This window comes from Tannerella serpentiformis (assembly GCF_003033925.1).
Taxonomy (GTDB): domain Bacteria; phylum Bacteroidota; class Bacteroidia; order Bacteroidales; family Tannerellaceae; genus Tannerella; species Tannerella serpentiformis.
The window spans coordinates 1,811,433-1,834,711 of the sequence record NZ_CP028365.1; the positions used below are offsets into that span (position 1 = coordinate 1,811,433).

Sequence of the window (23,279 nt, forward strand, 5' to 3'; positions counted from 1 at the left end):
CGGCCGTTATGCTTGCTAAGAATAATAAGTCACGTGCATTCGGCTTATTATCCTTTGCGTGGATCGTAATTGGATTGTTCATGGTTTATGATTCTTTGCTAGATATCGTGATCCAATCACAAATGCTTTATTTTCTCTTGCGAAAATCATAATCCTTTGGCGAATGGTTTATTATATTCCACAAGCATCGTAATCCTTTTGTGCATGATTGAATATCGCTATTTGAAGATCGTTATTCGAATGCACAAGGATTATGATTCCTAGAAAGGATAATAAACCATTTGCGATGGGGTGATTAGGCCTGGTAGGAATCGTAACTCACAACCTTTCGAGTTATGATTCTTGATCCATTTCGGGCCAAGAGCCTCCTGCGTGGGGCTGTGCGATACCCCGAATGGCTCTCCGAAGCGCCCCTTCAGGGCCGGAAGAAGTAGTTGAGGGTGATGTAGTCCGATTGATGGTCGGTTGAGATGCGTTGGGCGGGGTCTGTGATGGGCGGATTGTCGGTCCACTCGAAGAGGTAATCGGCGGGGAAGAGGAGGGGCGTGGAGGCGATGGCCGTCGTGGCATCGCTGCGGAGGTTCTTGCGCCAACCCTTGTCGGAGGTTAGGGTGAGGCGGCGTGAGGGGGCGAGTTGGCCGCCCTCGGTGAGGGTGACAGCGGCGGGTCGGTCGAGTCGGAAAGGCTCAGCAGGCGGCAGGAAGAGTTGGCCGTGGCTGAAGGGTGAGGCCACGGTGGGCGACCCGTCAGGGTGACCGACGCGCACCCAGGATTGGGCGCCGTAGGTGATGCGCATGCCCTCGTAGAGGTCGCGGACGGTGTGCTCGAAGTAGAGCAGGTACCAACCGTCGGTGGTTGGGGTGAACGAGGCCGTGTAACAGCTGTCGGTGGGGGCCTTCTCGAGTGGGATACGCGTGCCGTCGGGGGCGAGGAGGGTGAGGCGACAGTTGGCGATGTCCGAAAACCAGCGGTCGGCGGGGGAGATCATCCTCAAGGAGAACTCACCGAAGAAGATGCGGACGGTTTGCGGTTGTCCGATGTGCCCCTCGAAGGGTGTATCGATCCACATCGTGTGCGCCTTCGTGACGGCGGGGAGGAGGAGCAGGAGGGCCAGCAGCGCGGCCAGTGAAAGGTTGTGCAGTCTCTTGTTCATTGCGGTTTATGGGGTTGATGTTTCGACTGCAAAGGACGCACTGTGGCTGCTTCTGGGCAATCCCGATTGGTGGGGAGAGTAGAGGGTAGAGGGTGGAGAGTAGAGGGTGGAGGCGGGGGCTGTACTTTTGCGGTCGGAAGAATTTGATCAGCATAGCAATCCGTATGACTCACACCCAAGAAAGCCTCTCGTCGCTTTGCGATTTCATCGCCGAATACGCCTCACACCTGATGGCGGCGGGGGTACACACGTCGCGTGTCATGCGCAACTCGAAGCGCATCGGCAGCTCTTTTGAGGCGGACGTGAAGATGAGCATCCTTCACAAACACATCATTCTGACAGTGATCGACCGCACCACCTCGGAGCAAAGCAACCGGGTGGTGGAGGTGCCCCCGCACCCGATCAGCTTCGAGCACAACGCCTCCTTGAGTGCCCTGAGTTGGGCCGCGGCGGACCGCCACCTATCGCTCGATGAGCTGTGGGCGGAGTACACACGCATCGTCTCGGCGCCCATGATCCATCCGCTGTTTGTGCTGCTGTTGGTGGGCTTTGCCAACGCCTCGTTCTGCCGACTCTTCGGCGGTGATGCGGTCTCGATGGGCATCGTCTTCTCGTCCACCTTGACCGGCTTCTACCTCAAGCAACGGATGCAACAGCGGGGCATCAACCCCTATGTCACCTTCATTGTCTCCGCCTTCGTGGCCTCGCTCTGTGCCTCCACGTCGCTCATCTTCAGCACCACGTCTGACATCGCCCTGGCCACAAGCGTGCTCTACTTGGTGCCGGGCGTACCGCTCATCAATGGCGTGATCGACGTCGTCGAGGGGCACGTCCTGACGGGCTTCGCACGCCTCACAGAGGCCGCGCTGCTGATCGTCAACATCGCCATCGGACTCTCTTTCACCCTGCTTTTAGTCAAGAGTAGCCTGCTGTGAATATGCTGACGATCACCCTCGACATCCTCTCCGACGCCCTCTTTGCAGCCGTGGCCGGCATCGGCTTCGGGGCCATCTCCGATCCGCCCCTGAAGGCCTTCAAAATGATTGCCCTGCTGGCCGCGGTGGGCCATACGTGTCGCTTCTGCCTGATGACCTATGCGGGGATAGACATCGCCACAGCCTCACTGGCGGCGGCGTTCCTCATTGGCTTCGGCAGTCTGTGGCTTGGCAAGAAGGTCTACTGCCCCATGACGGTGCTCTACATCCCCGCCCTGCTGCCGATGATCCCCGGACGATACGCTTACAACATGGTCTTCTCGCTCATCATGTGCCTCCAGCGGGTTAACGATCCCGAAGGACTCAGGCGCTACATGGAGATGTTCTTCTCCAATGGGATGATCACCGTCACGGTCATCTTCTTGCTGGCCGTCGGCGCCACCTTCCCCATGTTCCTCTTCCCCGGTCGAGCCTTCTCCTTAACGCGCCATTGAAGCCTTATGGAAACATTCTGGCGCACGATAGCCTATTACAATGCCTCCACTTGGGCCGGTCAGCTGATCCTTATCCTTGTGGGTATCTGCCTGACGGTGCTGCTGGTACGGCGTCCCGCCCCGTGGGTCAAGTGGGCGATGAAGGTCTACTTGGCCGCGATCTATCTGTGGGTGGCCGTGGTCTACTACTTTGTCTGCTGCCGCGAGCGTGACTATAACGAGGTGATGGCGCTTTACTGGGCGCTATTGGCGGCCATCTGGGTGTGGGATCTGGCCACGGGCTACACCACCTTCGAGCGGTCGCGCAAATATGACCTTGTGGCCTGCGTGCTGCTGACCATGTCCTTCGTCTATCCGCTGATTTCGCTGGCGCGCGGGCTCACCTTCCCGATGGTCACCTCGCCCGTGATGCCTTGCTCCGTGTCGGTCTTCACCATCGGACTGCTACTCTTCTTCGTCCGTCGGGTGAACCTCTTTCTTGTGTTGCTGCTCTGTCACTGGGCCCTGATCGGGTTGACGAAGGCCGGATCTTTTCATATCCCCGAGGACTTTGTGCTGGTGGCCACAGCCATCCCGGGGCTGTATCTCTTCTTCAAGGAGCGCTACCTGACCGACCCCTATCGAGCCACCAAGCCAGATGCGAAATACATCAACGCCCTACTCATCGCCGTCTGCATCGGTCTGGCCACGCTACTGCTGGTCACGATGGCGAATGCCTTCTTCTTGTAGCAGTGTATAGGCGGAAACGAGAAAGATCCGGTGGCGTAAGAGGGGGAAAATCCCTACGCCATCGGATCTTTGGTGTTGCCTCTCCGATAGATGTTGGTGATGTCAGTAGCCAATGGTGAAGCGGGTGCGGTGATGTGCGGGGTGCTCGAGCTCATCGACGAGGGCGGCTGCGTAATCGCGTACGGAGATGTGACTCTTGCCCGTAGCGTCCACGATCAAGTCGTCCTGGCCAAGGCGATACTTACCCGTCTTGCTCCCCTCAGCGTCGAACTCACCGGCGGGAGAAAAGAAGACCCAGTCGATGTCCGTTTCACGGGTGAGCGTGTTCAGGTAGAAGTCGCCGAGGGGGCGCACACCATCCATGATCTCGGCAGGGATGGCGCCGGAGTCCACCACGCGCAGCCCCGGCTTAACGAAGAGGGTACCAGCGCCGCCGACAATGATCAGTTGGGGCACACCGCTCCGCTTCGCTGCTTCGAGGATGCGCGGATAGTTCGTCTCGATCAGCCGTTTGATGTCGGGGTTAGCCCATCCGGGATTGTAGGCTGAGATAATGGCGTCCTTGCCACGTGCTAGGTCGGCCACCTTCTCCACATCGGCTACGTCAGCTTCTGCTGCCTCTACTTGGGAGCTCTTAGAGAGCTTGGCAGCGTTACGTACGACCGCCGTCACGTGGTGGCCGCGCTCTACCAGTTCGTTGAGGACGGCCGATCCAACGAATCCCGTCGCTCCGATTAAAATCACATTTGCCATAATCTGGTTATCCTTTCTCTTTTTATAGGGTTACTGTGTCTGAGCCTCTGATTGGCGGTGCGAAGCCGTCTCTCTTTGACGAAGCAAAGGTGCCCGTGTTCGTCGGGCTGTGAAAGAAGGAACCGGAGGGTGCGTCAGTTTCTGGGAGGTAAGAATTGGGGCGGAATCAGCGGGGCAGTTTGGAAGATTAACCGAGATTAACGAGGGGGCTTGGCGCCGACTGTTTGCGCCTCTACCTTTGTCCGCCCATAGTATCCACCAAACGTATGATCGACATTAAAACGAATTACCCCAATTGTCCCATCCGGCATGTCATTAGTCGCTTCGGCGACAAATGGTCTATCCTCGTTCTTTGGACGTTGCACGACTGCCCGGGGGGCGTACTGCGCTTCAGCGAATTGGGCCGGAGCATGGCCGACTGCTCGCAAAAAATGCTCACAGCGACGCTCAAGAACTTGGAGCGCAGCCGCCTGATTCGTCGTGTGGTTTATCCCGAGGTGCCACCCCGGGTAGAGTATTCGCTTACGGAGACTGGGCGCTCGCTTATTCCGGTGCTGGCGACGCTGATCGAGTGGGCCGAGCGACACTTTGACGAGGTGACCGGCGCGGTGTCGTAAAACGAACAGCACCGCGGGCTTACCGTCGTCCCGAGGGCAGAGAAAAAGGGTATCCCTCTCCAGAAAAGGAGGTGGATACCCTTTTTACGTTTCCGCCAGCAGGAATAGGGCGCGTCGATGGGTCAGAAGCGCGAGCTGGCTCCGCCTCCGCCGCTCGAACCGCCGCCCCAGGAGCCTCCGCCCCCGCCACTGCTTCCGCCGCCAAACGAGAAGCCTCCGCCTAAGCCGCCACCGAACGAGCTGCCGCTGCTTGAGCCGCCGCTCCACCTGTCCGGCGTCCGCTTAAAGACTTTCTCGACCTTCACCTGTCCGCAATTGCGACAGACATAATGGTAGACCTTGAGTGTGCCGTTCGTTCTCGGCTTCTTGATCGGGTAGCCCTTCTCCTGATAGAAGCGACCGACAGCGCTGCAGCCTTCGCACCGTATCTGGGGCCTCAATTGTTTCCGGAGAATGAGCTTGAGCAGGAAGTAGAGCAGCGCTATCGGCGTTTGGCAGAGGAATAGGCCGGAAAAGACCGCGGCGATGTTATGCCCCCAAGCGATCTGCTTAAACTCGGAGAAGTCTTTGACCGTCCGGGCGGCACGCCACTGTTTGCGGAGCATCCCACCGAAGCCGAGCAGCCCGAGCGCCCACCAGATGGAGCAGACAAAGGCCGCGAGGGTGTTGCTTTTCTTCTCCTCCTCCGCCTCGAGGGTCGATTCGTTGCTGAGTGCCTTGCGCACCTCCTCGAGGCCAGCCCGGAGTCCTTCGCCATACCGGCCCTCCTTCATGGGCGGGATCATGCGACGCTTCTGGATCAGCATGCAGAGGCCGTCGGGCAGTTCGCCCTCGAGACCATAGCCGGTCTCGAAAGTGATCTCGCGGAGGTCTTCACGGGTCACGAGCTGGATCAAGAGGCCACGGTTCGTCTCCTTGTCACCTATGCCCCAGGTGTTGAAAAGTTCGTTGGCAAATTCGCGGGCTGAGCTGTACTTCTCCACGTCATAGGCCGGGATGACGACGATGGCGATCTCCACCGAGAGCGAATCGCGGAGCTGACCGAGGCGGCGGTTGAGGGCGGCCTCGTCGTCGTCGGGGATGGCGTCGTTGGGGTCGGAGACGAAGCGCGTACTGTCGATGAGTTGCACGTTCGGCACGTCTTCCACGCTGTAAACGTCTCTCGTCTGCGCCGATAGGCCGACGGAGAGCCAGCTCACGATCCAGACAACGAGCCCCTGGTATAGCCTTCTCGCGGTCATCTCTTTGCGGCGTTAGAAGCTGACGTTGGGCGCTTTCTCCGACTCCTTGTCGGCCTCAAAATAGGCGCGGCGTTGGAAGCCAAAGGCTTGCGCAAAGAAGTTGTTGGGGAAGTGGCGGATGTAGCCGTTGTAAACGTTCACCAATTCGTTGAACCGTTTTCTCTCCACCGCAATGCGGTTTTCGGTTCCCTCGAGCTGGGACTGGAGCATGAGGAAGTTCTCGTTCGCCTTCAGCTCCGGGTAGCTCTCCGATACCGCCATGAGGCGACCTAAGGCGGAGGAGAGTTCGCCCTGCGCTGCGGAAAAGCGCTTCAGCGCGGCCTCGTCGAGGTGATTGGGGTCGACGGTGATCTGGGTGGCCTTGGCGCGCGCCTCAATGACGGCGGTGAGCGTAGCCTGCTCGTGTGCCGCATAACCTTTGACCGTGTTGACGAGGTTGGGGATCAGATCCGCGCGCCGTTGGTACTGGTTTTCGACCTGTCCCCAGGCGCCTTGCACGTTCTCGTCGAGCTGAACCATTCTGTTGTAAGTACCCGCGAAAAAAGCGTAGAGCCCGATGAGCACTACGGCCACGATGGCGATCCGAAAGGCGGGCTTACGGATGATGGATGAAGATTTTGTTTCCATTTCTTTAAGCTATTAGTGGTTGAGATGTTGTTTTATCGGCCTCAAAGATACACTCTTTGAGACGATTCCCCGCGTCGCGGCCATTCGCTCCGAGCCGCGTGTAGGGGGTAAAAAACAATCGGCCACTCCCTCCGCCCGATGAGGGGCGGTTTCGGGAGCGACCGATCCAAATAGGACAAATCAGTACGCTAAGTCTCTATCCCTGTTTATTTAGCTGCGTCGCGGAGCAGGGCCACCAGTCGGGCGGCGTGATCGTCGGCCTTGCGGTCAAACTCCTTGGCCTGTTCCGGATCATTGCGGAACGCATAGGAGAATCCGTAGGTGATGACCGCCGGATCGACGAGCGTCATGCCGGTCAAGCTGACCGTAGCCTGCGTGGCGGGCATGAGCACGTCTTCCAGTCCGCCGTTGGGTCGGCCTTCGCGGGCGTAGAACTCGGCCGTGGCGCCGGTGGTGACGGATAGGATGAGCTTTTTACCTTGCAGCGCCTTGCCATTCGTGCCGTGCGAGAAGCCGTGAGTAAATACCTCTTCCTCCCAGCGCTGCAGCAGCGACGGTTTGGCGTACCAAAAGAGGGGGAATTGCCAGACGATCACGTCGGCGTCGACCACCTTCTTCTGTTCCGCCGCCGTGTCGATGCGGAAGTCGGGATAATGCTCGCTCAGCGAGTCAATAGTCACTTCAGGCAGCTCTCGCTTCACCACCTCAAGGATGCGACGGTTCACCACGGAGCCGTGCTGGATGTCGGTATGTCCCGACACGATCAATACTTTCTTCATACTTGTTTAGTAAATAGTTATGGGGCTTCGCCCCGGTAGTTATGCGCCTCTGGCGCGGTAGTTAAGCGTAGTCAGAAGGCTACGCCTCGGGTAGGCACGCACCGTCGGCACAGTGATTTCGAACCGCCTCCGAACGGCGCGAGGGATTGACGCGTCAAGACGTGCATCTTTCGGCCTGATACCTCAAAAAATCGTCGCCGATCACTCTCGGTCGGCCCTTTCTGCCCACAAAAGTAGGCCGAAGCGTCGTATCCATCGGCGGGTATTCTGTATCCTTATTCTCTTTTATGGTTTACTCGGCAGAATAGGTCTGAACCGTTCGTGCTATATCTTCCGCCTCCTATCTTTCCGCCAAAAAATCCTTCCTTTTTTCGTTCTTCTTATCAATGAATCTCCCCTTCTCCTAAACGTAATCCCACGCCAACCCTTCAAATCCGATTTTTCTGCCGGCAGGGTAGGGGCGTATTGCATACGCCCTACCAAACGCCCTGCAAAGGGCGTGGGGGTAGACGATAAACGCATATGGGGCGTATGCAATACGCCCCTACCTAGGTCCCTATCTGATAACCGATTAAACATGGAGAAATGAAATACGTATTCGTCTCTGATTGTCGGAGACAATAGGTAATACCTACCCAAGAAAACCTTATCTTTTTCCGGAAATGTAGGGGCGTATTGCATACGCCCTACCAAACGCCCTGCAAAGGGCGAATGGGTAGACGTTGAATCTATATGGGGCGTATTCAATACGCCCCTACCCGGGTACCTATCTAATAATCGATTATACATGAAGAAATGAAATACGTATTAATCTCTCACTGTCCGAGACAATAGGAAACACCTATCCAAGGAATCTGCCATTGTCTGAGGCATGGCGAAAAGGGACACGTATTCAGCTCTGATTGTCCGAGACAATGGGAAATACCTGGCCGAGGAATCCTCGGTTGTCTCTATCCATAATAACCCGCAAGACTTGGGAGTTAACGTTGTCCGAGACAATAGTAACCCTCAATTTTTAGACGGAACGTTCGTCTGCGCGATCATAGTTTCGAAAGTTGGGAGTGAACGTTGTCTCAAGCAATCATAGCTCATAAGGTTCGGAGTGAATGTTGCTCAGAAAAATCATAGCTCGCAACGTTAGGTGTGAATATTGCCTGAGGCAATCGTAGCTCGGTGGGGGTGGAGGTTAACGTTGTCCGTGACAATCAGAGGTGGATGGGCTTGGAAGTGAATAAAAAGCGTTACATTTGCGGAGTGAATGAGGAGGTAAATACGAAAACCATAAACATCCTTAGATAATGGCACGAGAGAGGCTCTACATGCGCCGCTGGAACTACGAGCGCGATCAGGAAGTCCCCGAAGAAAAGCGACGACGGCGCACGGGTGGACGAACCCTTGCCGTGCGGCCACAGTTTCCGCTGGATGAGATCTATATCACGCTCTTTTTCGAGCGACGCGTCTACGCGCCTGACGGTACCATCCACTACGAACCCATCCCTCAGCGCGCGGCGGATACAGGCGTAGAGCTGCTCGACGATCTCCGGCGGATGCTGAGCGAGGGGAAAAGCAACCTGAAGACTTTTGGCGAGGGTTACGGCCTGACGCCCAGCGATGTCAACGGCTTGGTGCTGGCCCTGACCGGCATGGAGGCCATCACCTTCCGGATAGCCTGGCAGATGCGGAGGGTGGACGAGCTGCTGCGGTACACCGACCTCTCCATCGAGGAGGTGGCCCGACAGAGCGGCGTGGGATCGACCACCAACCTCTTCTATGCCTGCCACCGCGACTTCCACTGCTCTCCCTCGCAACGCCGTCGCCATTTGCGCCAAGCGAACGACCTCGGGCGCTACCGATAAGCCCCATCCGCACGGCTTTTGGCGCCTCGGTCTAACTTTGATTCACGATTTTTTCCCCCGACCACTTATACAACATGTCTACAACAAACGAACTCTCGGCCCTTGGCGCGGAGGCGCTCTTGGAGCGCGACCTGGCGCATTGGCCCATGGCCCGACAGAACTACGAGGCCCTCAACGACGTACGCATCCGCACAGTGCGCTTCGGCGCATTCCGCATCGACGTCCAGTTTAACCCGGCTCGCATCGTCTCGTCCGGCGCCCGCACCGACGCGGCCTCCATCAGCCAGCGCCCCTGCTTCCTCTGCGACGCCAATCGGCCGCCGGAGCAGGACGCCCTGCCCTGCCTCGACGACCGTTACCTGCTCCTGGTCAACCCTTTCCCCATCTTCCGCCGCCATTACACCATCGTCGAGCGCACACACACGCCTCAGTCGATCGCCGACGGACGGATGGCCGACTTCCTCGAGCTTGCGCGGCAGCTGAGCGGACTCACCCTCCTCTACAACGGCCCCAGCTGCGGCGCTTCCGCCCCGGATCACCTCCATTTTCAGGCCGTCACCCGCGGGCAGATGCCCCTCGACACAGAGGTCGACAGCCTGCACGCCACGCTGCTGATTCGCTCGCCGGAGGCCACCCTCAGCCGCATCCTTGGCTGCCTGCGCCCCCTCTTAGTCATCCGCGCACGGACGGCGGAGGCTGCCAAGGCCCTCTTCGGGCGCGTCGTCCGCGCACTGCCCCGGACCTCCCCGGACGAGGAGCCCATGATGAACCTCACGGCCCGCTACGAGGCCGGGGAGTGGGTCGTGATCGTCATGCCCCGCCGTCGCCACCGGCCCTGGGAACCCGGCGAGGGCATCCTGACAGCTCCCGGCGCAGCCGACATGGGCGGCCTCTTCATATCGGTCCGTACCGAGGACTTTGAGGCCACCGACGCCGAGACACTCCGCGCTGTCTACCGTGCCGTTTGCCCCTCGGACGAGGCCATCCGAGCTCTCCGATTCGATAAGTAAACCATGACTGTGCCATTGGGGCACGCCTCGAGGAGGTATCTCCCGTTGTCTCAGCGGCCAGTTCATATCACGTATTAATATCTAACCAATCCAAATATGAAGCAGTTTTTCAAGATGATGTTTGCGTCGACGCTGGGCTTTATCCTGGCTTCGATCATAGTCAGCGCCATCCTGTTTGTCACAATGATAGGCATGGTGGCCGGGCTCAGCAAAAGCTCCGCGGCAGCGGTAGGTCCGAAGGCGGGGGAGAGCGTATTCAAGATTACACTGGCGGGTGAGATCCCCGAGACCACGCCCGAGAGCCCGTTTTCGGCTCTGGTCAGCGGCAACGACGAGGCGCTGTCCATGCACGACCTCGTGGCTGCTATACGCAACGCCAAAGAACAGGAGACCGTGAAGGGTATCTACTTAGACCTGGGCGCTTTTTCGAGCGGCGTGGTCACGCTCGATGCCGTACGCCGCGCGCTGGCCGACTTTAAGGAGAGTGGTAAGTTCGTCGTCGCCTATGCCGATCGCTATACCCAGGGGGGCTATTACTTAGCCTCCATAGCCGACAAAGTTTTCCTCAATCCCGAGGGGATGCTCTCGCTGAACGGCCTCTCTTCGCAGACCACCTTCGTCAAAGGGGCGCTGGAAAAAATCGGTGTGGAGATGATGATCTTCCGAGTGGGCACCTACAAAGGCGCCGTCGAACAGTTTATGACCGACAAGCTCAGCGACGCCAACAGGGAGCAAATCACGGCCTACCAGCGCACCATCTGGGGCAACATTACCCGCTCCATCGCCAAGAGCCGCAAGATCACGGCCGACGATGTGAACCGCTTTGCCGACGAAGGCGGCGCCCTGCTCGACGCCCGTAAGGCGGTGGCGTACAAACTCGTCGACGAACTGAAATATCGCCGCGAGGTGGAGCAGTACCTCATGGATCGCGCCGGCCAGAAGGGCGACAAGCTGAAGGCAACCAGCGTTGCTGCGCTCAAGGGCGCCAAGAAGAAGGAGAAGGAATATCGCAACAAGATCGCCGTGGTCTATGCCGAGGGCGAAATCGTGGAAAGCCTGCCCGGGGGCTTCAGTGCCGGCGAGGCAGCCATCACGGAGCGCCTCAATGACGACTTGAAGAAGCTGGAGGGCGACGACGACGTGAAGGCCGTCGTGCTCCGCGTCAACTCGCCCGGCGGCAGCGCCTACGTTTCCGAACAGATCTGGAAGACAGTGAGCGATCTGAAGAAAAAAAAGCCGGTCATCGTCTCGATGGGCAGCGTCGCAGCTTCGGGGGGCTATTACATCTCCGCCTGCGCCAGTAAGATCGTGGCAGAGCCGAACACCATCACCGGCTCCATCGGCATCTTCGGTATTTTCCCCAATGCCACGGGCCTCTATAAGAAGGTGGCCCTGACGACCGACGTGGTCAAGACGAACCGTTACGCAGATATGCTGGATCCTTCGCGTCCCATGACCGAGGACGAGAAAGCGCTCATGCAGGCCTTCGTTAACCGGGGGTACGAAACCTTCCTCACCCGCTGCGCCGACGGACGGGGCAAGAGCAAAACCGACATCGACTCGATCGCTCAGGGACGCGTCTGGACGGGGGAACAAGCCCTCAAGATCGGTCTCGTGGATGAGCTGGGGGGACTCGAGCGCGCCATTGAATTAGCCGGAGAGCAGGCCAAGATCATCAACTATAACGTGATCGAGGTGACCTCCAAGAGCGACTTCCTGCGCGATCTGCTCGAAAAACAGGTGGGGCGCATCAAGATGTCTATCCTGAAGGATGCCCTCGGCGAGGACTACGAATATGTCAAGGCCCTCCGCACGGCCCATCCGACCTACGGCGTGCAAGCGCGCATGCTTTACACGCCCAATAATCTCTGACACAACCCGATGAAATCAAACAAAACAAACAAGCAATACCCCGTAGCATGGCCCTTAGCGCTGTGCTACGGGTTGGGCGTGCGCCTGCGTAACCTCTGCTTTGGTCTGGGGATCCTTCCCTCGGAGACCTACCCGATAGCCGTCATCAGCGTCGGCAATCTCTCGGCCGGGGGGGCGGGAAAGACGCCGCTCGTGGAATATCTCGTCCGCCTGCTCTCGCCGCGCTATCGTGTGGCGGTGCTCAGCCGGGGGTACCGAAGGAAAACGAAGGGCTACGTTTTGGCCAGCGCCTCGAGCACGGCGCGAGAGATCGGCGACGAGCCCAGCCAGATCAAGCGCAAATACCCATCCGTCACCGTGGCCGTCGATGGCCACCGTCGGCGGGGCATGCGTCGCCTCCTGGCCCTGCCTGAGGCGGAGCGGCCGCAGGTGGTCGTACTCGACGACGCTTTTCAGCACCGCTACGTCCGCCCCTCGCTCTCCATTTTAGTCACCGATAGCCACCGCCTCTTCACCCGCGACCGTCTGCTGCCCGTGGGTACCCTCCGCGAGCCCCGCTCCGGTGTCCGCCGTGCCGATATGGTGGTGGTCACCAAGTGTGATCCCGCCATGAAGCCCATTGAGAGTCGGATCATCGAGGATGAGCTGCGGATCGACATCAGTCGCCCGCGCTTCTTCACCTCCATCGCTTACCGGCGGCTCGAGGGCGTCTGGCCCGAGGAGTGCCCCGCCCGCGAACTGTCGTCTTTGGGGGCCGACACAGACGTGCTGCTCATCGCTGGCATCGCCGACCCGTCCCCCCTGATCGAAGAGCTCCGCCGGCACACCGAGCAGGTGGTCGCCCTGACCTTCCCCGACCATCACACGTTCCATCGCACGGACATCGACAAGATCCGCGTCGCCCTCAAGAAGCAACGGCCAGAGACCCTCATCCTCTGCACCGAAAAGGACGCCGAGCGGCTGCGCACGACGCCCCTCTTCCCCGCTGAGTGGCACGCCCGCACCTATGCCCTGCCGATAGAGGCCACGTTTCTCTTCGGCGCCTCGTCACGCTTCGATGAATTTGTCATCCGCCACGTAGAAACCATAGAGAAGAGCCATATCCTTAGGCGGTAACGCACAAAATGGAGAGCAAGCGGGGCAACACGCCCAGTCTGCGCTGAATTTTTTAGAGGGTACTTCGTCGTGTCTCTCGTTGCGTCGCTCGTTTTTCCGTCCCCTTAGTACCATTCATTTTTAGCTTCTTATTTTTTGTCTCACATGAAAGATCTCTCCCCCCGCACCGAAATCGCCACGCTGGGCGAGTTCGGACTCATCGACCGACTGACGCACGGCATTACGCCCCGCCACGACACAACCATCCTCGGCATTGGCGATGACGCAGCCGCCATCCGTCACTCCGCAGATCGCCTCACGCTTGTCACCACCGACCTGCTGCTCGAAGGCGTACATTTTGACCTCACCTACACCCCCCTCAAGCACCTGGGCTACAAGACGGCCGTGGTCAACTTTTCCGACATCTACGCCATGAACGGTCGGCCTACGCAGCTGCTTGTGGCCCTGGGTCTCTCCAAACGCTTTGCCGTGGAGGACATCGAGGCCATCTATGACGGCATCCGCCACGCCTGCGACGTCTACGGCGTCGACTTAGTCGGTGGCGACACGTCCGCCTCCCTGACCGGCCTCACGCTGTCCGCCACCTGCATCGGCGACGTGCCCTCCGACCGCATTGTCCGCCGCGACGGTGCCCACGATACGGACCTCATCTGTGTCTCGGGCGACCTCGGCGCAGCTTACATGGGCTTGCAACTCTTGGAGCGCGAGAAACGCGTCTTCCGTGGCGAGTCGGACTTTGCGCCAGACTTCGCCGGTCGTGAATATCTGCTCGAGCGACAGCTCCGACCCGAAGCCCGCCGCGACATCATCGACAGTCTGACTGAGGCCGACCTGCTACCCACGGCCATGATCGACATCTCCGACGGCCTCGCCTCCGAGCTGCTCCACATTGCCACCCGTAGTCACGTCGGTTGCCGTATCTACGAGGATCGCCTCCCGATCGATTACCAGACGGCCGTCATGGCCGAGGAGTTCAACATGAACCTCGCCACAGCGGCCCTCAACGGCGGCGACGATCACGAGCTCCTCTTCACCCTCCCCCTCTCAGTCTACGATCGCGCCGAGCGGTTACCCGGTGTACGCATCATTGGCCACATCACGCGCCCGGAGCAGGGCTGTATCCTCGTCGGCCGCGATGGCGGTGAGGTGCCCTTGCAAGCGCAAGGTTGGCAAGGGCGATAAATGGGCACACGGATAGGGGTAAAAGATTAGCCGGGTACACGGATGGGGACGTTCCCAGCCATGTACCCGGCCTTTTTGTTTGCGTATGCGTCGTCACTTCCGCCCAAAGTCGGCGGGGTTTTCGCCCCACGCTTCCGTCTCCCATTTCAGGATGGGGTTGGTGTAGGTGTGGGCGTGGAGCCACGCCTCGGCACGGCGGATGAGGTCGAAGATGGGGGCGTTGGCTGCGGTGGGGGCGAGCTTCGTGCGACAGTGACGCTGCTTGACCCACGCGATGGCGTTGCGGCTGTCGGAGTAGATCGGCAGCTGGGTTTGCCCCGTCTTAGCGCAGAGAGCTAGGGCGTGGACGATGGCCAGAAACTCGCCGATGTTGTTCGTGCCCTGCGCCATCGGGCCGATATGGAAGAGCTGGCGGCCGCTGGCTACATGCACGCCGCGATACTCCATGTCGCCCGGGTTGCCGCTGCACGCCGCATCGACGGCCAGGCTCTGCGGGATGCAGGGTCCGACGGCCTTCGACACGGCGGTCCCGGCACGTCGCGGCGTGCGGCCGAGGTGTTCGTAGGGCGACTCGGAGAAGGCGCGTTCGGCCTCTTCGCGCGTGGCGAACGACTTGTACTGAGCGCCTTCAAAACCTTGGGTGCGGCGGAGGCAGTCCGCCCAATTGTCGTAGACGCCCGGCTCGACGCCCTTCCATACGACGTAGTATTTGCTCTTTCCTGACATGGGAACGATAAACGAAAAGCTAAAAACGAAAGGAGGGGGAAGGCCTCTGCAGAGGCCGATTGTACGATACAATCGCGAGAGACCCTTTGTGCCCATTGTATCGTACAATCGCGAGAGACCCTTTGTGCTCATTGTATCGTACAATCACTTGAAAAAAACTTTTTGGGCCGATTGTATTGTACAATGGCTTGAAAAAAACTTTTTGGGCTGATTGTATCGTACAATCGCTTGAAAAAAACTTTTTGGGCCGATTGTATCGTACAATCGCTTGAAAAAAACTTTTTGGGCCAATTGTATCGTACAATGGCTTGAAAAAAACTTTTTGGGCTGATTGTATCGTACAATGGCCTGAAAAAAACTTTTTGGGCCCATTGTATCGTACAATTGAGGGAGAGCCTTTGGACCCATTGTATCGTACAATCGAAAGGCGGAAGGGCTCTCCCCCGTGTACCCGGCAAACTTGGCCGGCGTCCCTGACGCCTATCGCCGTGACCGCTTACGGTCGGGCGTGCGGCGCCAGGGCTTGCCGCCTCCGTACGAACGGGGGGCGGATGCCTTGCGTCGGTAGGGCTTGCGGTCGCCGCGATCGCCATCGGCGTCGTCGTCGTGCATGGGGGAGACAGAGATAGGGCGGCCGTCCACCTCGTAGCTGTTCATGCTGTCGGCCACACGTCGCGCGGCGTCGCGCTCCACCTCGAAATAGCTGCTATCGCGTCCGATTTCGATGCGTCCAATATCCACCTTACGGCCGGGCACACAGCGGTTGATCAGGTCGATCACCTGCGCGGGGTAGAGGCCGTCGTCCTTGCCGAAGTTGAGGCGTAGGCGGCGGAAACCCGTGTCGTCTCCACGGTTTTCGCGTTTAGCGGCGCGTCGGTCGGTGCGCTCCTTCTTGTCGCCTTTCTCGCGGCGCTCCGGGCGGGCGTCGTCCACATCTTCGATCACCTCGGCGTCGCGGTAATAGTCGAGCATGCGGTTGAACTCCAGCGACAGCAGCCGCTTGATGATGTCTTCCTTCTCGAGCCACTCCAAGCGGCGGAAGACGGCGGGCATGAGGCGCTCGATCTCGGCTTCGTCCACCTTCACCTTCTCCAGCCGGTCGACGTAATGGAAGAGCTGCTTCTCGCAAATGGCCTCGCCCGAGGGCAACTGTGCGCGCTCGAACTTCTTGCCGATGGCTTTTTCGATGAGGCGGATCTTGCTCTTCTCGCGGACATGGCAGATGGAGATCGAGATGCCCGTCTTGCCGGCGCGGGCGGTGCGTCCGCTGCGGTGGTTGTACGACTCGTTGTCGTCCGGCAGGCCGAAGTGGATCACGTGCGTCAGGTCGTCCACGTCCAGCCCGCGCGCGGCCACGTCGGTGGCCACAAGCATGTTCAGGTTGCGGAGGCGGAACTTCTGCATCACGTAGTCGCGCTGCGCCTGGCTCAGCTCGCCGTGCAGCGAGTCCGCGTTGTAGCCGTCCTGGATCAGTCGGTCGGCAATCTCCTGCGTCTCCTTGCGGGTGCGGCAAAAGACGATGCCGTAGATGCCGGGATAATAATCGGCGATGCGCTTTAGGGCGGCGTACTTGTCCCGGGCGTGCACCATGTAATAGACGTGCCGGATGTTCTGGTTGCCCTCGTTGCGGCGACCAATGACGACCTCGCGCGGCTCCTTCATGTACTTGCGGGTGATGCGTGCGATCTCTTGCGGCATGGTGGCGGAGAAGAGCAGCATGTGTCGGTCCTCGGGCACTTCGGCCAGGATGGCGTCGATGCTGTCCGTGAAGCCCATGTCAAGCATCTCGTCGGCCTCGTCGAGGACTACGTCGCGGACACCGCCGAGATCTACCGTCTTTCGGTTCAGCAAGTCGAGCAGTCGGCCGGGCGTGGCCACGACCACGTGTACACCTTTCCGCAGCGTCTTGATCTGGCTCTCAATGCTTGATCCGCCGTAGACGGGCAGCACGTGCAGGCCGTCTACGTAGCGCGAATAATCGCTCAGGTCGCCGGCTATTTGGAGGCAGAGTTCGCGTGTGGGGCAGAGGATGAGCACCTGCGGCTGGCGTCGCGCGATGTCGATTTTCTGCAAGATAGGTAGGCCATAGGCTGCCGTCTTGCCGGTGCCGGTCTGTGCCAAAGCAATGATGTCGAGGTGTTCGCCGAGCAAGAGTGGGATCACTTCTTCCTGTACAGGCATGGGGGCCTCGTAGCCCATTTCGCGGATGGCGCGCAGCACAGGCTCGGCGATCCCTAATTCTTCGAAAGTCTTCAAGTGGATGATGTTGTTATAATGTGAGGGGAAATGGAGAGCGGGAGGGAGGGGGCCGGTCATTCTTCGCGATACTTCGCGGCGAATTCAGGCGAGACGTAGTTGGCCAGGCTGCCGCATACCTCTGCGGCGAAGTCGATGCCGAGGGCGATCATCTTGTCCCACATCATGGGGCTAAGCTCGGGGAGGTCCATCTGGCCGATGCGATACTTGATGAGGCTGTAGATCAACCCTGCGTTGAAAGCGTCGCCGGCGCCGATGGAGCTGACGGCCGTGAGTGGCGGCACGTCGTAATGCGTACAACCCTTTTCGGTGTAGAGGCTGATGCCGCCCGAGCCGCGGGTGGCGATGAGGCGCTTGCAATAGAACTGCACTTCGTCGCGGTAGACCTCGTCCGGGTCGGTCTTCTTGTACAGGTTCACGAAGTCCTCGTCCGAGCCGCGCACGAGGTCGGCCGCCTCGTAGTTGTCCATCACTGTGGCGCGGAGCTGGATGGCCTCGTGGGCGTGGGCCTTGCGGAAGTTGGGGTCGTAATAGACGATAGCCCGTCGCTCCCGGGCGTACTGCACGAGGTCCATGACGCGGTCGCGGGTGTCGGGGTTGAGGGCGTAATAGGAGCCGAAGAGGACGATGTCGTCCGGCTGAATGTCGGGCAGGGCCATGTTCGACCGCCGCTTGGAGCGGTTCGTGTAGAACATATAGTCCGTGCCCTGCCCCTCGTCGAGGAAGGCCAACGAGACGGGGCTGAGGCCCTCGGAAAAGCTATCCATGTAGTCCGTCGACATGCCGTTTTGCTGCATGAAATCCCGGATGATCTGGCCCACGCGATCGTCGCCCAGCTCACCGATGAACGACGTCTGCACACCCACTCGACTGAGCGAGACGAGCGTGTTGAAGATCGATCCGCCGGGCAGGGCCGTGTAAGGCTGTCCATCGCGGAAGAGGATGTCAAGGATGGTCTCACCAATACCGATCACGCGTCTCATGCCTCGGCCTCCTTTCGGCTCAGTTGCCGGCTTTTCGATCCGAGGTAGCCGCCGTGGTGGCGCTTGGCATAGTCGGTTGTGGTGAAGCCGATGCGGTCCATCGTGCCCACGACGAGCACATCGCCGATGACGGTCATCACCGTCGTCGATGTGGTTGGCGTCAGCCCCAAGGTGCAGACCTCACGCGGCGCACCGGTGGGCAGACAGAGGGTGGCCCGTCGGGCCAGCTCGCTCTGCGGGTCAGAAGTGATGAGGATAAAAGGGATGTCGGGCACGAGTCCGCGGGCCAGGTCGACCAGCTCGATGAGCTCGAGCGTCTTGCCGGAGTTGGAGACGAGGAGCAGCAGGTCGTTCCGTCGGACGATGCCGAGGTCGCCATGTTGCGCCTCGCCGGGGTGCAGGAAGAAAGCCGGAGTGCCGGTAGAGCTGAAGGTGGTGGCCATGTTCATGGCTATCTGTCCGGCCTTACCCATGCCGGCCGTGATGAGGGTCCCCCCCTGCTTGTGTACATGTTTTACGATTAAGTCCACGGCCTCCGCATAGCGCTCCGAGATGGGTATGTTTCGCACGGCGTCCGCTTCTTGCTCGATGATCGAGCGTATGTCATTTGTCATCATAGGGCCGCAAAAGTAAGCGGCTACACAGATAAATAGGGGTTTCTGTCCAAAACAGCTGTCCCCGACCTTGCTTATCCGGAAACCAACTGCCGACTTGGGAATGACGGATGCCGGGAGCGCCTTCCCGCGGCGGGAAGGAATGCTTTTCCCTGTGGCTTTGGGTCAATATATTTTCAGATTAGATCGAGATCTTCCCCGTTATGGCGTTAAAATAAGATACTTTTGCAGCCGTAGAACAAGAATGAATGATCCCCCATCTTATGAAGACGAACCGCCTCAATCCCCTAACTATCCTTCTCTGCACGCTGATCGGCCTACTTTCCGGCTGCCAACGATCGGCAAAGGACTTCACCGTCTCCGGCATCGTGGCCGGCGCAGAGGGACAAACGATCTATCTCGAAAACATTGGACTCTCTTCCGTCACCCTACTCGATTCGGCCAAGGTCGGCACCTCGGGCAAGTTCAACTTCAAGCGTCCCCGCCCGGACTATCCGGATTTCTATCGCCTGCGTCTGAAGAACCAGTGGATCAACTTCGCCATCGACTCTACCGAGACGATCACTTTCACGGCCGACGCCAAGAGCTTCGCCACCTCGTACACCGTCGAGGGCTCCGACAATTGCACGGCCATTAAGGCGATTACCCTGGCGCAGCTCGACGCCAGCCAAGAGATCGCTCACGCTCGTGACGAGTATCAGGCTGGCACCCTTAGCGACTCCGCCTACCGCCAGCGTATCATCAGCGCCGCTGAAGCCTACAAGGAGGTGGCCCGCAAATACATCTACGCCCAGCCCATGTCCACCGCCGCCTATTTCGCCCTCTTTCAGCAGGTCGACGGCATGCTCCTCTTTGACCTCTATGACAAGAACGACTCGCGCGCCTTCGGGGCCGTAGCCACCAGCTACAACAACCTCTACCCCGAAAGCCCCCGCTCGAAACATCTCTACAACCTCGCGCTCCAGTCGCTCAAAGTGACCCGTAACCGCCCCGAGCTGAATCTCGAGGGCATCCCCACGAAAGAGGTCGAAATGATCGACATCGAGCTGCCCGACCTACACGGTCGCACGGTTAAGCTCTCCGACGTTGCCCCGGGCCACATCACCCTGCTTTGCTTCACGGCCTACGAGGCCGAGTGGGCCCCCACCCTCAACCTCACGCTTGGCTCCATCTATGAGAAGTTCCGCGGCCGTGGCCTCGTCATCTACCAAGTCTCGCTCGACGACAACGTCCACCTCTGGAAGAACGTCGCCTCCAACCTCGCCTGGACTTGTGTGCGCGACCCCGAATCCGTCTACTCGCGCTACACCGCCCTGTATAATGTCCGCAACCTGCCGACCCTCTTCCTGCTCAATCGACACGGCGCCCCCGTCAAGCGCGTCGACAACCCTGACCGGCTCGAAAGCGAGATCCAAGCCTTGCTATGACGTGTACCTGGCCAGTTTGGCCTGCACCAAAAGAAAAAAGGCGGCCCCGTTAAGTGGTCGCCTTTCCTATTATATAGCCGTCGCTCCGTCACCGGATCTCCACCCGTCGGAAGGCAGGCGTCTCAGCCTCCTCCTTGAGGTAGGTCTCGATGTGGCGCTTCTTCTTCTCCTCCAAAATCTCGTCGATGGCGATCAGCAAGCCCGTCTCCTCCACGTTGCCGAAGCGCCGATTGATGGCCGTGCCGAACGTCCGCATTTGTGGCGATAGGCTCATGTAGGCATTGACGAGTGGCGGGATGTTCAGCCCCCGCTTACGCACCTCCTGATTCAAGACCCGATAATTCTCCCGAAAGCTCCCATACCGAAAGAGCGCCTCCATAGCGGCCTCGTCCACGTCCACCGTCAGCGGATGGATAGGCTCCACCAGTCGGTCAGGATCCGGGAAGTGACGGCGGAGGAAGTAGAGGATCATGTTGCGCGCCTCCACGTTGTAGCCCGGATACATGGTCACCTTGCCGAAGAAATATCGCAGCGTAGGGTCGATCACCGTCAGCGCCCCCAGCCCGTCCCACAGGTTGTCGAGGATGAAGATGCTGCCCGGCCGTGGCAGCGTGGCCTGATAGTCGAGCGAGACGAACGATCGCCCCAGCTCCACCGTGTATGGCAAGTATTCCCGAATAAAGCGATCTGAAAAATGGAACAGTGCCGCCGTAGCCAGCGCCGGTTCACCGTCGGTATCGAGCGCCTCCGACCCGCAGCGAAACCGATAGCCGCCCAGTATCCGTCGATCCTTCGGACTCCATACGATCAGCTGCCGGTAAGCCCCCGGCCGACTGTCGAAGGTGTCCACATCCAGCGCACGACCCGTGCCGCCGCCGTAGTAGCGAAACGCCGCCTCGCGTAACCGCCCGATCTCACGCATCACCTGCGGCGCCTCGGCCCCGGTGACTACATAGATCTCATTGTCCGACTTATTCGTCCGTCGCAACCGCCGCGCAGGCGTCAATTCTCTCTCCAACTCGTCCGGATCCACCGGCGGTATAATCTGCTCAATCATTCCTGTTTCGTTTTTAATCGATAAACCATCTCTCTCACTCGTGCCGTCCATTCCTGCGGCCGCCCGTCAGCAAGCGTCTGCCACGCGATCGGAGCGCCTATGTAAACGCCAAACCGCTGGTGTTTGTTTCGGAACATCTCGTCCGGCAGGTAGATCATCTCCACGTTCAGGCTGATGCCCAGCCGTTGCCTCCAGCGTGCCGCCCGATAGAAGCGGTTGGAGTTGCGGGCGTCGAAGAAGATGGGCACCACGTCGCGCCGGTAACGCACCGCGTCGCGCACGAACGAGGGTCGCCAGGCTACGTCAGCGATCTGCCCGTTCTGCTGCCGCGAACATAGCCCGGCGGGAAAGGTCAGCACCTGTCCCGGCCCGCGCATGGCCTCGTCGAACCGTATCGCAGCTTCGCGTCGCTGCCGACCGTGCTTGTTGACCGGCAGGAAGATCGAGCGCAGGTTGGGGATGAAGAGCAGCAGATCGTTCACCACGCAGCGAAACGTCGACCCGTATCGCCCGCCCAGCAGCGCCGAAAGGCAGATGCCGTCCAGCCCGCCCAGCGGATGATTCGAGACGAAAAGGCTGCGCCGATCGGGCGTGGGCAGACATTCCGCGCCGTGCAGATCCAGCGTCAAATCAAACTCCGCCACCAACGCCTGCATAAACGCCACCCCGTCGAGGTCGGCGTAACGCGTCAAGATGTCATTCATTTCTGCCTCGTGAATCGTGCGTGAGAGCCAGTTTGTCACTGCCGCGGGGATCCACCGTGCCGCCCCCGGCGCCTTGCGTCGGAGCACCTCGCGGACGTCAATGATTCGTTTCTCTTCCTCCATGATGCGGGCAAAGATACCCCCGCTTGAATAGGGACACAGGAGGGAGCTACCTCGTCTCGCCACGGGACGAGACCAAAATGGCCGTTGAGATGTCGTCCCGCCGCGGGACGAGGCCAAAATGGCCGTTGAGACGCCCTCCCGCCACGGGACGGGCCCAAAATGGCGGTTGAGATGCTGTCCCGCCGCGGGACGAGGCCAAAATGGCCGTTGAGACGCTGTCCCGCCATGGGACGGGCCCAAAATGGCGGTTGAGATGCTGTCCCGCCGCGGGACGGAGCTAAAATGGCCGTTGAGATGTCGTCCCGCCACGGGACGGGGCTAAAATGGCGGTTGAGATGCTGTCCCGCCACGGGACGGGGGTCGGGTGCCTACAACCTTCTCTGCCAGCAGAAGCTATATTTATTTATCGTCGTAATGCCCCGCTGCACTGATCAAATCGACGGTCACTACGTCTTCATAAATCTCATAGATCAATCTATGCTTTGCAGTGATCCGCCTTGACCATTGTCCCCTCCTATCTCCGATTAAAGGCTCAGGTTTGCCTGTACCCCTCATGGGATGCTTTTTCAACTCTTCGATGATAGCAGCCAATTTGACCAAGACAGATTTCCGTCCGGCCCTTTTGTGCAACTGAATATCTTCGAGAAACTGCTTTCTGTAGACGATCTTGTACGCCTTTTCTTCGATCATAAACTGAAAAGCTCCTTCTCTTCTTCTTTGGATAAAGAGACGCTCTCGTCTGACATGGCTTTATCTATGCGATCCAGATTTCGTTTGTCAGCAAAGTATAGATCGCCTGACGGGCTGACATCAAACGGGTTGACCCGATACTCGGCCGGAATGGACAAGAAGGCCGCAATCCAATCTTCGTCCACATACCGCTTCGCGGGGTCGTCAGATACAATCAGGTTGATGTATTTCTTCCCTCGTTTGATTGCGACACGCTCTTTCTCTGCCATTTCGAAATATGACTTCGCCTCACTTCTAAATTCTCTTGTTGTTAAGATCTTCATCGTAGGTGCTGA

Annotated in this window: 23 protein-coding genes; 10 read left to right on the forward strand and 13 right to left on the reverse strand. The window is 59.2% G+C overall.

The window, feature by feature from the left end; genetic code table 11:
• Nucleotides 1-415: 415 nt before the first annotated feature.
• The gene (locus C7123_RS07655) at nt 416-1,153 is read right to left on the reverse strand and encodes a hypothetical protein (protein ID WP_069174628.1); all 738 of its coding nucleotides are present in this window, start codon (nt 1,151-1,153) and stop codon (nt 416-418) included.
• A 164-nt stretch (nt 1,154-1,317) separates the two neighbouring features.
• Between C7123_RS07655 and C7123_RS07660 the strand changes: the two genes are divergently transcribed.
• The 3 genes from C7123_RS07660 to C7123_RS07670 are packed head-to-tail and all read left to right on the forward strand — an operon-like array spanning nt 1,318 to nt 3,311.
• Complete coding sequence (locus C7123_RS07660) at nt 1,318-2,088, forward strand: threonine/serine exporter family protein (protein WP_037980558.1); 771 nt, start codon at nt 1,318-1,320, stop codon at nt 2,086-2,088.
• A 2-nt stretch (nt 2,089-2,090) separates the two neighbouring features.
• A complete protein-coding gene (locus C7123_RS07665) occupies nt 2,091-2,582 on the forward strand; it encodes a threonine/serine exporter family protein (RefSeq protein WP_037980702.1) in 492 nt (163 codons plus the stop codon).
• Between the two features lie 6 nt (nt 2,583-2,588).
• The gene (locus C7123_RS07670; RefSeq protein WP_069174629.1) at nt 2,589-3,311 is read left to right on the forward strand and encodes a DUF6064 family protein; all 723 of its coding nucleotides are present in this window, start codon (nt 2,589-2,591) and stop codon (nt 3,309-3,311) included.
• 102 nt (nt 3,312-3,413) lie between these two features.
• Here the strand turns inward: C7123_RS07670 and C7123_RS07675 are convergent, their stop codons facing one another.
• Nucleotides 3,414-4,064, reverse strand: coding sequence for an NAD(P)-dependent oxidoreductase (locus C7123_RS07675; protein ID WP_069174630.1), 651 nt, complete (start codon nt 4,062-4,064; stop codon nt 3,414-3,416).
• Nucleotides 4,065-4,330: 266 nt separating this feature from the next.
• On the opposite strand from C7123_RS07675, the gene C7123_RS07680 reads away from it, so the two are divergent.
• Nucleotides 4,331-4,681 carry a winged helix-turn-helix transcriptional regulator gene (locus C7123_RS07680; RefSeq protein WP_069174631.1) on the forward strand — a complete coding sequence of 117 codons (351 nt, stop codon included), beginning with the start codon at nt 4,331-4,333 and terminating at the stop codon, nt 4,679-4,681.
• Nucleotides 4,682-4,803: 122 nt separating this feature from the next.
• On the opposite strand, the gene C7123_RS13205 is transcribed toward C7123_RS07680, so the two are convergent.
• The 3 genes from C7123_RS13205 to C7123_RS07695 all read right to left on the reverse strand — a co-directional run bounded on the left by C7123_RS13205 (nt 4,804) and on the right by C7123_RS07695 (nt 7,328).
• Nucleotides 4,804-5,922, reverse strand: a complete 1,119-nt coding sequence (locus C7123_RS13205; RefSeq protein ID WP_083206767.1) for a TPM domain-containing protein — start codon at nt 5,920-5,922, stop codon at nt 4,804-4,806.
• A gap of 12 nt (nt 5,923-5,934) precedes the next feature.
• Nucleotides 5,935-6,549: a LemA family protein gene (locus C7123_RS07690; protein ID WP_069174633.1), complete on the reverse strand. Its 615-nt coding sequence runs from the start codon at nt 6,547-6,549 to the stop codon at nt 5,935-5,937.
• A 206-nt stretch (nt 6,550-6,755) separates the two neighbouring features.
• Nucleotides 6,756-7,328 (reverse strand): NAD(P)H-dependent oxidoreductase, encoded by a 573-nt coding sequence (locus C7123_RS07695; RefSeq protein WP_069174634.1) that lies wholly within the window; start codon nt 7,326-7,328, stop codon nt 6,756-6,758.
• A gap of 1,298 nt (nt 7,329-8,626) precedes the next feature.
• Between C7123_RS07695 and C7123_RS07700 the strand changes: the two genes are divergently transcribed.
• From C7123_RS07700 to thiL, 5 genes are all read left to right on the forward strand, one after another.
• Nucleotides 8,627-9,184 (forward strand): helix-turn-helix domain-containing protein, encoded by a 558-nt coding sequence (locus C7123_RS07700; RefSeq protein ID WP_069174635.1) that lies wholly within the window; start codon nt 8,627-8,629, stop codon nt 9,182-9,184.
• 74 nt (nt 9,185-9,258) lie between these two features.
• Nucleotides 9,259-10,194, forward strand: a complete 936-nt coding sequence (locus C7123_RS07705; RefSeq protein WP_069174636.1) for a DUF4922 domain-containing protein — start codon at nt 9,259-9,261, stop codon at nt 10,192-10,194.
• A 96-nt stretch (nt 10,195-10,290) separates the two neighbouring features.
• Nucleotides 10,291-12,066 (forward strand): signal peptide peptidase SppA, encoded by a 1,776-nt coding sequence (gene sppA, locus C7123_RS07710; RefSeq protein ID WP_069174637.1) that lies wholly within the window; start codon nt 10,291-10,293, stop codon nt 12,064-12,066.
• A gap of 9 nt (nt 12,067-12,075) precedes the next feature.
• The gene (gene lpxK / locus C7123_RS07715) at nt 12,076-13,182 is read left to right on the forward strand and encodes a tetraacyldisaccharide 4'-kinase (protein WP_069174638.1); all 1,107 of its coding nucleotides are present in this window, start codon (nt 12,076-12,078) and stop codon (nt 13,180-13,182) included.
• Nucleotides 13,183-13,326: 144 nt separating this feature from the next.
• Nucleotides 13,327-14,364, forward strand: coding sequence for a thiamine-phosphate kinase (gene thiL, locus C7123_RS07720; protein ID WP_069174639.1), 1,038 nt, complete (start codon nt 13,327-13,329; stop codon nt 14,362-14,364).
• A gap of 93 nt (nt 14,365-14,457) precedes the next feature.
• On the opposite strand, the gene C7123_RS07725 is transcribed toward thiL, so the two are convergent.
• The 4 genes from C7123_RS07725 to C7123_RS07740 all read right to left on the reverse strand — a co-directional run bounded on the left by C7123_RS07725 (nt 14,458) and on the right by C7123_RS07740 (nt 18,943).
• Nucleotides 14,458-15,090, reverse strand: coding sequence for a ribonuclease H1 domain-containing protein (locus C7123_RS07725; protein WP_069174640.1), 633 nt, complete (start codon nt 15,088-15,090; stop codon nt 14,458-14,460).
• Nucleotides 15,091-15,570: 480 nt separating this feature from the next.
• Nucleotides 15,571-17,289 (reverse strand): DEAD/DEAH box helicase, encoded by a 1,719-nt coding sequence (locus C7123_RS07730; RefSeq protein ID WP_083207015.1) that lies wholly within the window; start codon nt 17,287-17,289, stop codon nt 15,571-15,573.
• Between the two features lie 113 nt (nt 17,290-17,402).
• Entirely contained in the window at nt 17,403-18,329 is a 927-nt protein-coding gene (locus C7123_RS07735) for a carbohydrate kinase family protein (RefSeq protein ID WP_069174643.1), read from the reverse strand.
• Nucleotides 18,326-18,943, reverse strand: a complete 618-nt coding sequence (locus tag C7123_RS07740; protein ID WP_394365898.1) for an SIS domain-containing protein — start codon at nt 18,941-18,943, stop codon at nt 18,326-18,328. The genes C7123_RS07735 and C7123_RS07740 overlap by 4 nt, the downstream gene beginning before the upstream one ends.
• A gap of 263 nt (nt 18,944-19,206) precedes the next feature.
• Here C7123_RS07740 and C7123_RS07745 point away from each other — a divergent pair, with 263 nt between their 5' ends.
• Nucleotides 19,207-20,370: a TlpA disulfide reductase family protein gene (locus C7123_RS07745; protein WP_069176299.1), complete on the forward strand. Its 1,164-nt coding sequence runs from the start codon at nt 19,207-19,209 to the stop codon at nt 20,368-20,370.
• A gap of 88 nt (nt 20,371-20,458) precedes the next feature.
• Here C7123_RS07745 and C7123_RS07750 read toward each other — a convergent pair whose 3' ends face one another.
• The 4 genes from C7123_RS07750 to C7123_RS07765 form a co-directional block, all read right to left on the reverse strand.
• Nucleotides 20,459-21,424, reverse strand: coding sequence for a GNAT family N-acetyltransferase (locus C7123_RS07750; protein ID WP_069176300.1), 966 nt, complete (start codon nt 21,422-21,424; stop codon nt 20,459-20,461).
• Nucleotides 21,424-22,254 carry a 1-acyl-sn-glycerol-3-phosphate acyltransferase gene (locus C7123_RS07755; protein ID WP_069174644.1) on the reverse strand — a complete coding sequence of 277 codons (831 nt, stop codon included), beginning with the start codon at nt 22,252-22,254 and terminating at the stop codon, nt 21,424-21,426. Before C7123_RS07755 ends, C7123_RS07750 begins: the two co-directional genes overlap by 1 nt.
• 399 nt (nt 22,255-22,653) lie before the next feature.
• On the reverse strand, nt 22,654-22,944 hold the full coding sequence (locus tag C7123_RS07760) for a Txe/YoeB family addiction module toxin (RefSeq protein WP_069174645.1): 291 nt from the start codon (nt 22,942-22,944) through the stop codon (nt 22,654-22,656).
• Nucleotides 22,941-23,267, reverse strand: a complete 327-nt coding sequence (locus C7123_RS07765) for a hypothetical protein (protein ID WP_069174646.1) — start codon at nt 23,265-23,267, stop codon at nt 22,941-22,943. Before C7123_RS07765 ends, C7123_RS07760 begins: the two co-directional genes overlap by 4 nt.
• Nucleotides 23,268-23,279: the final 12 nt, after the last annotated feature.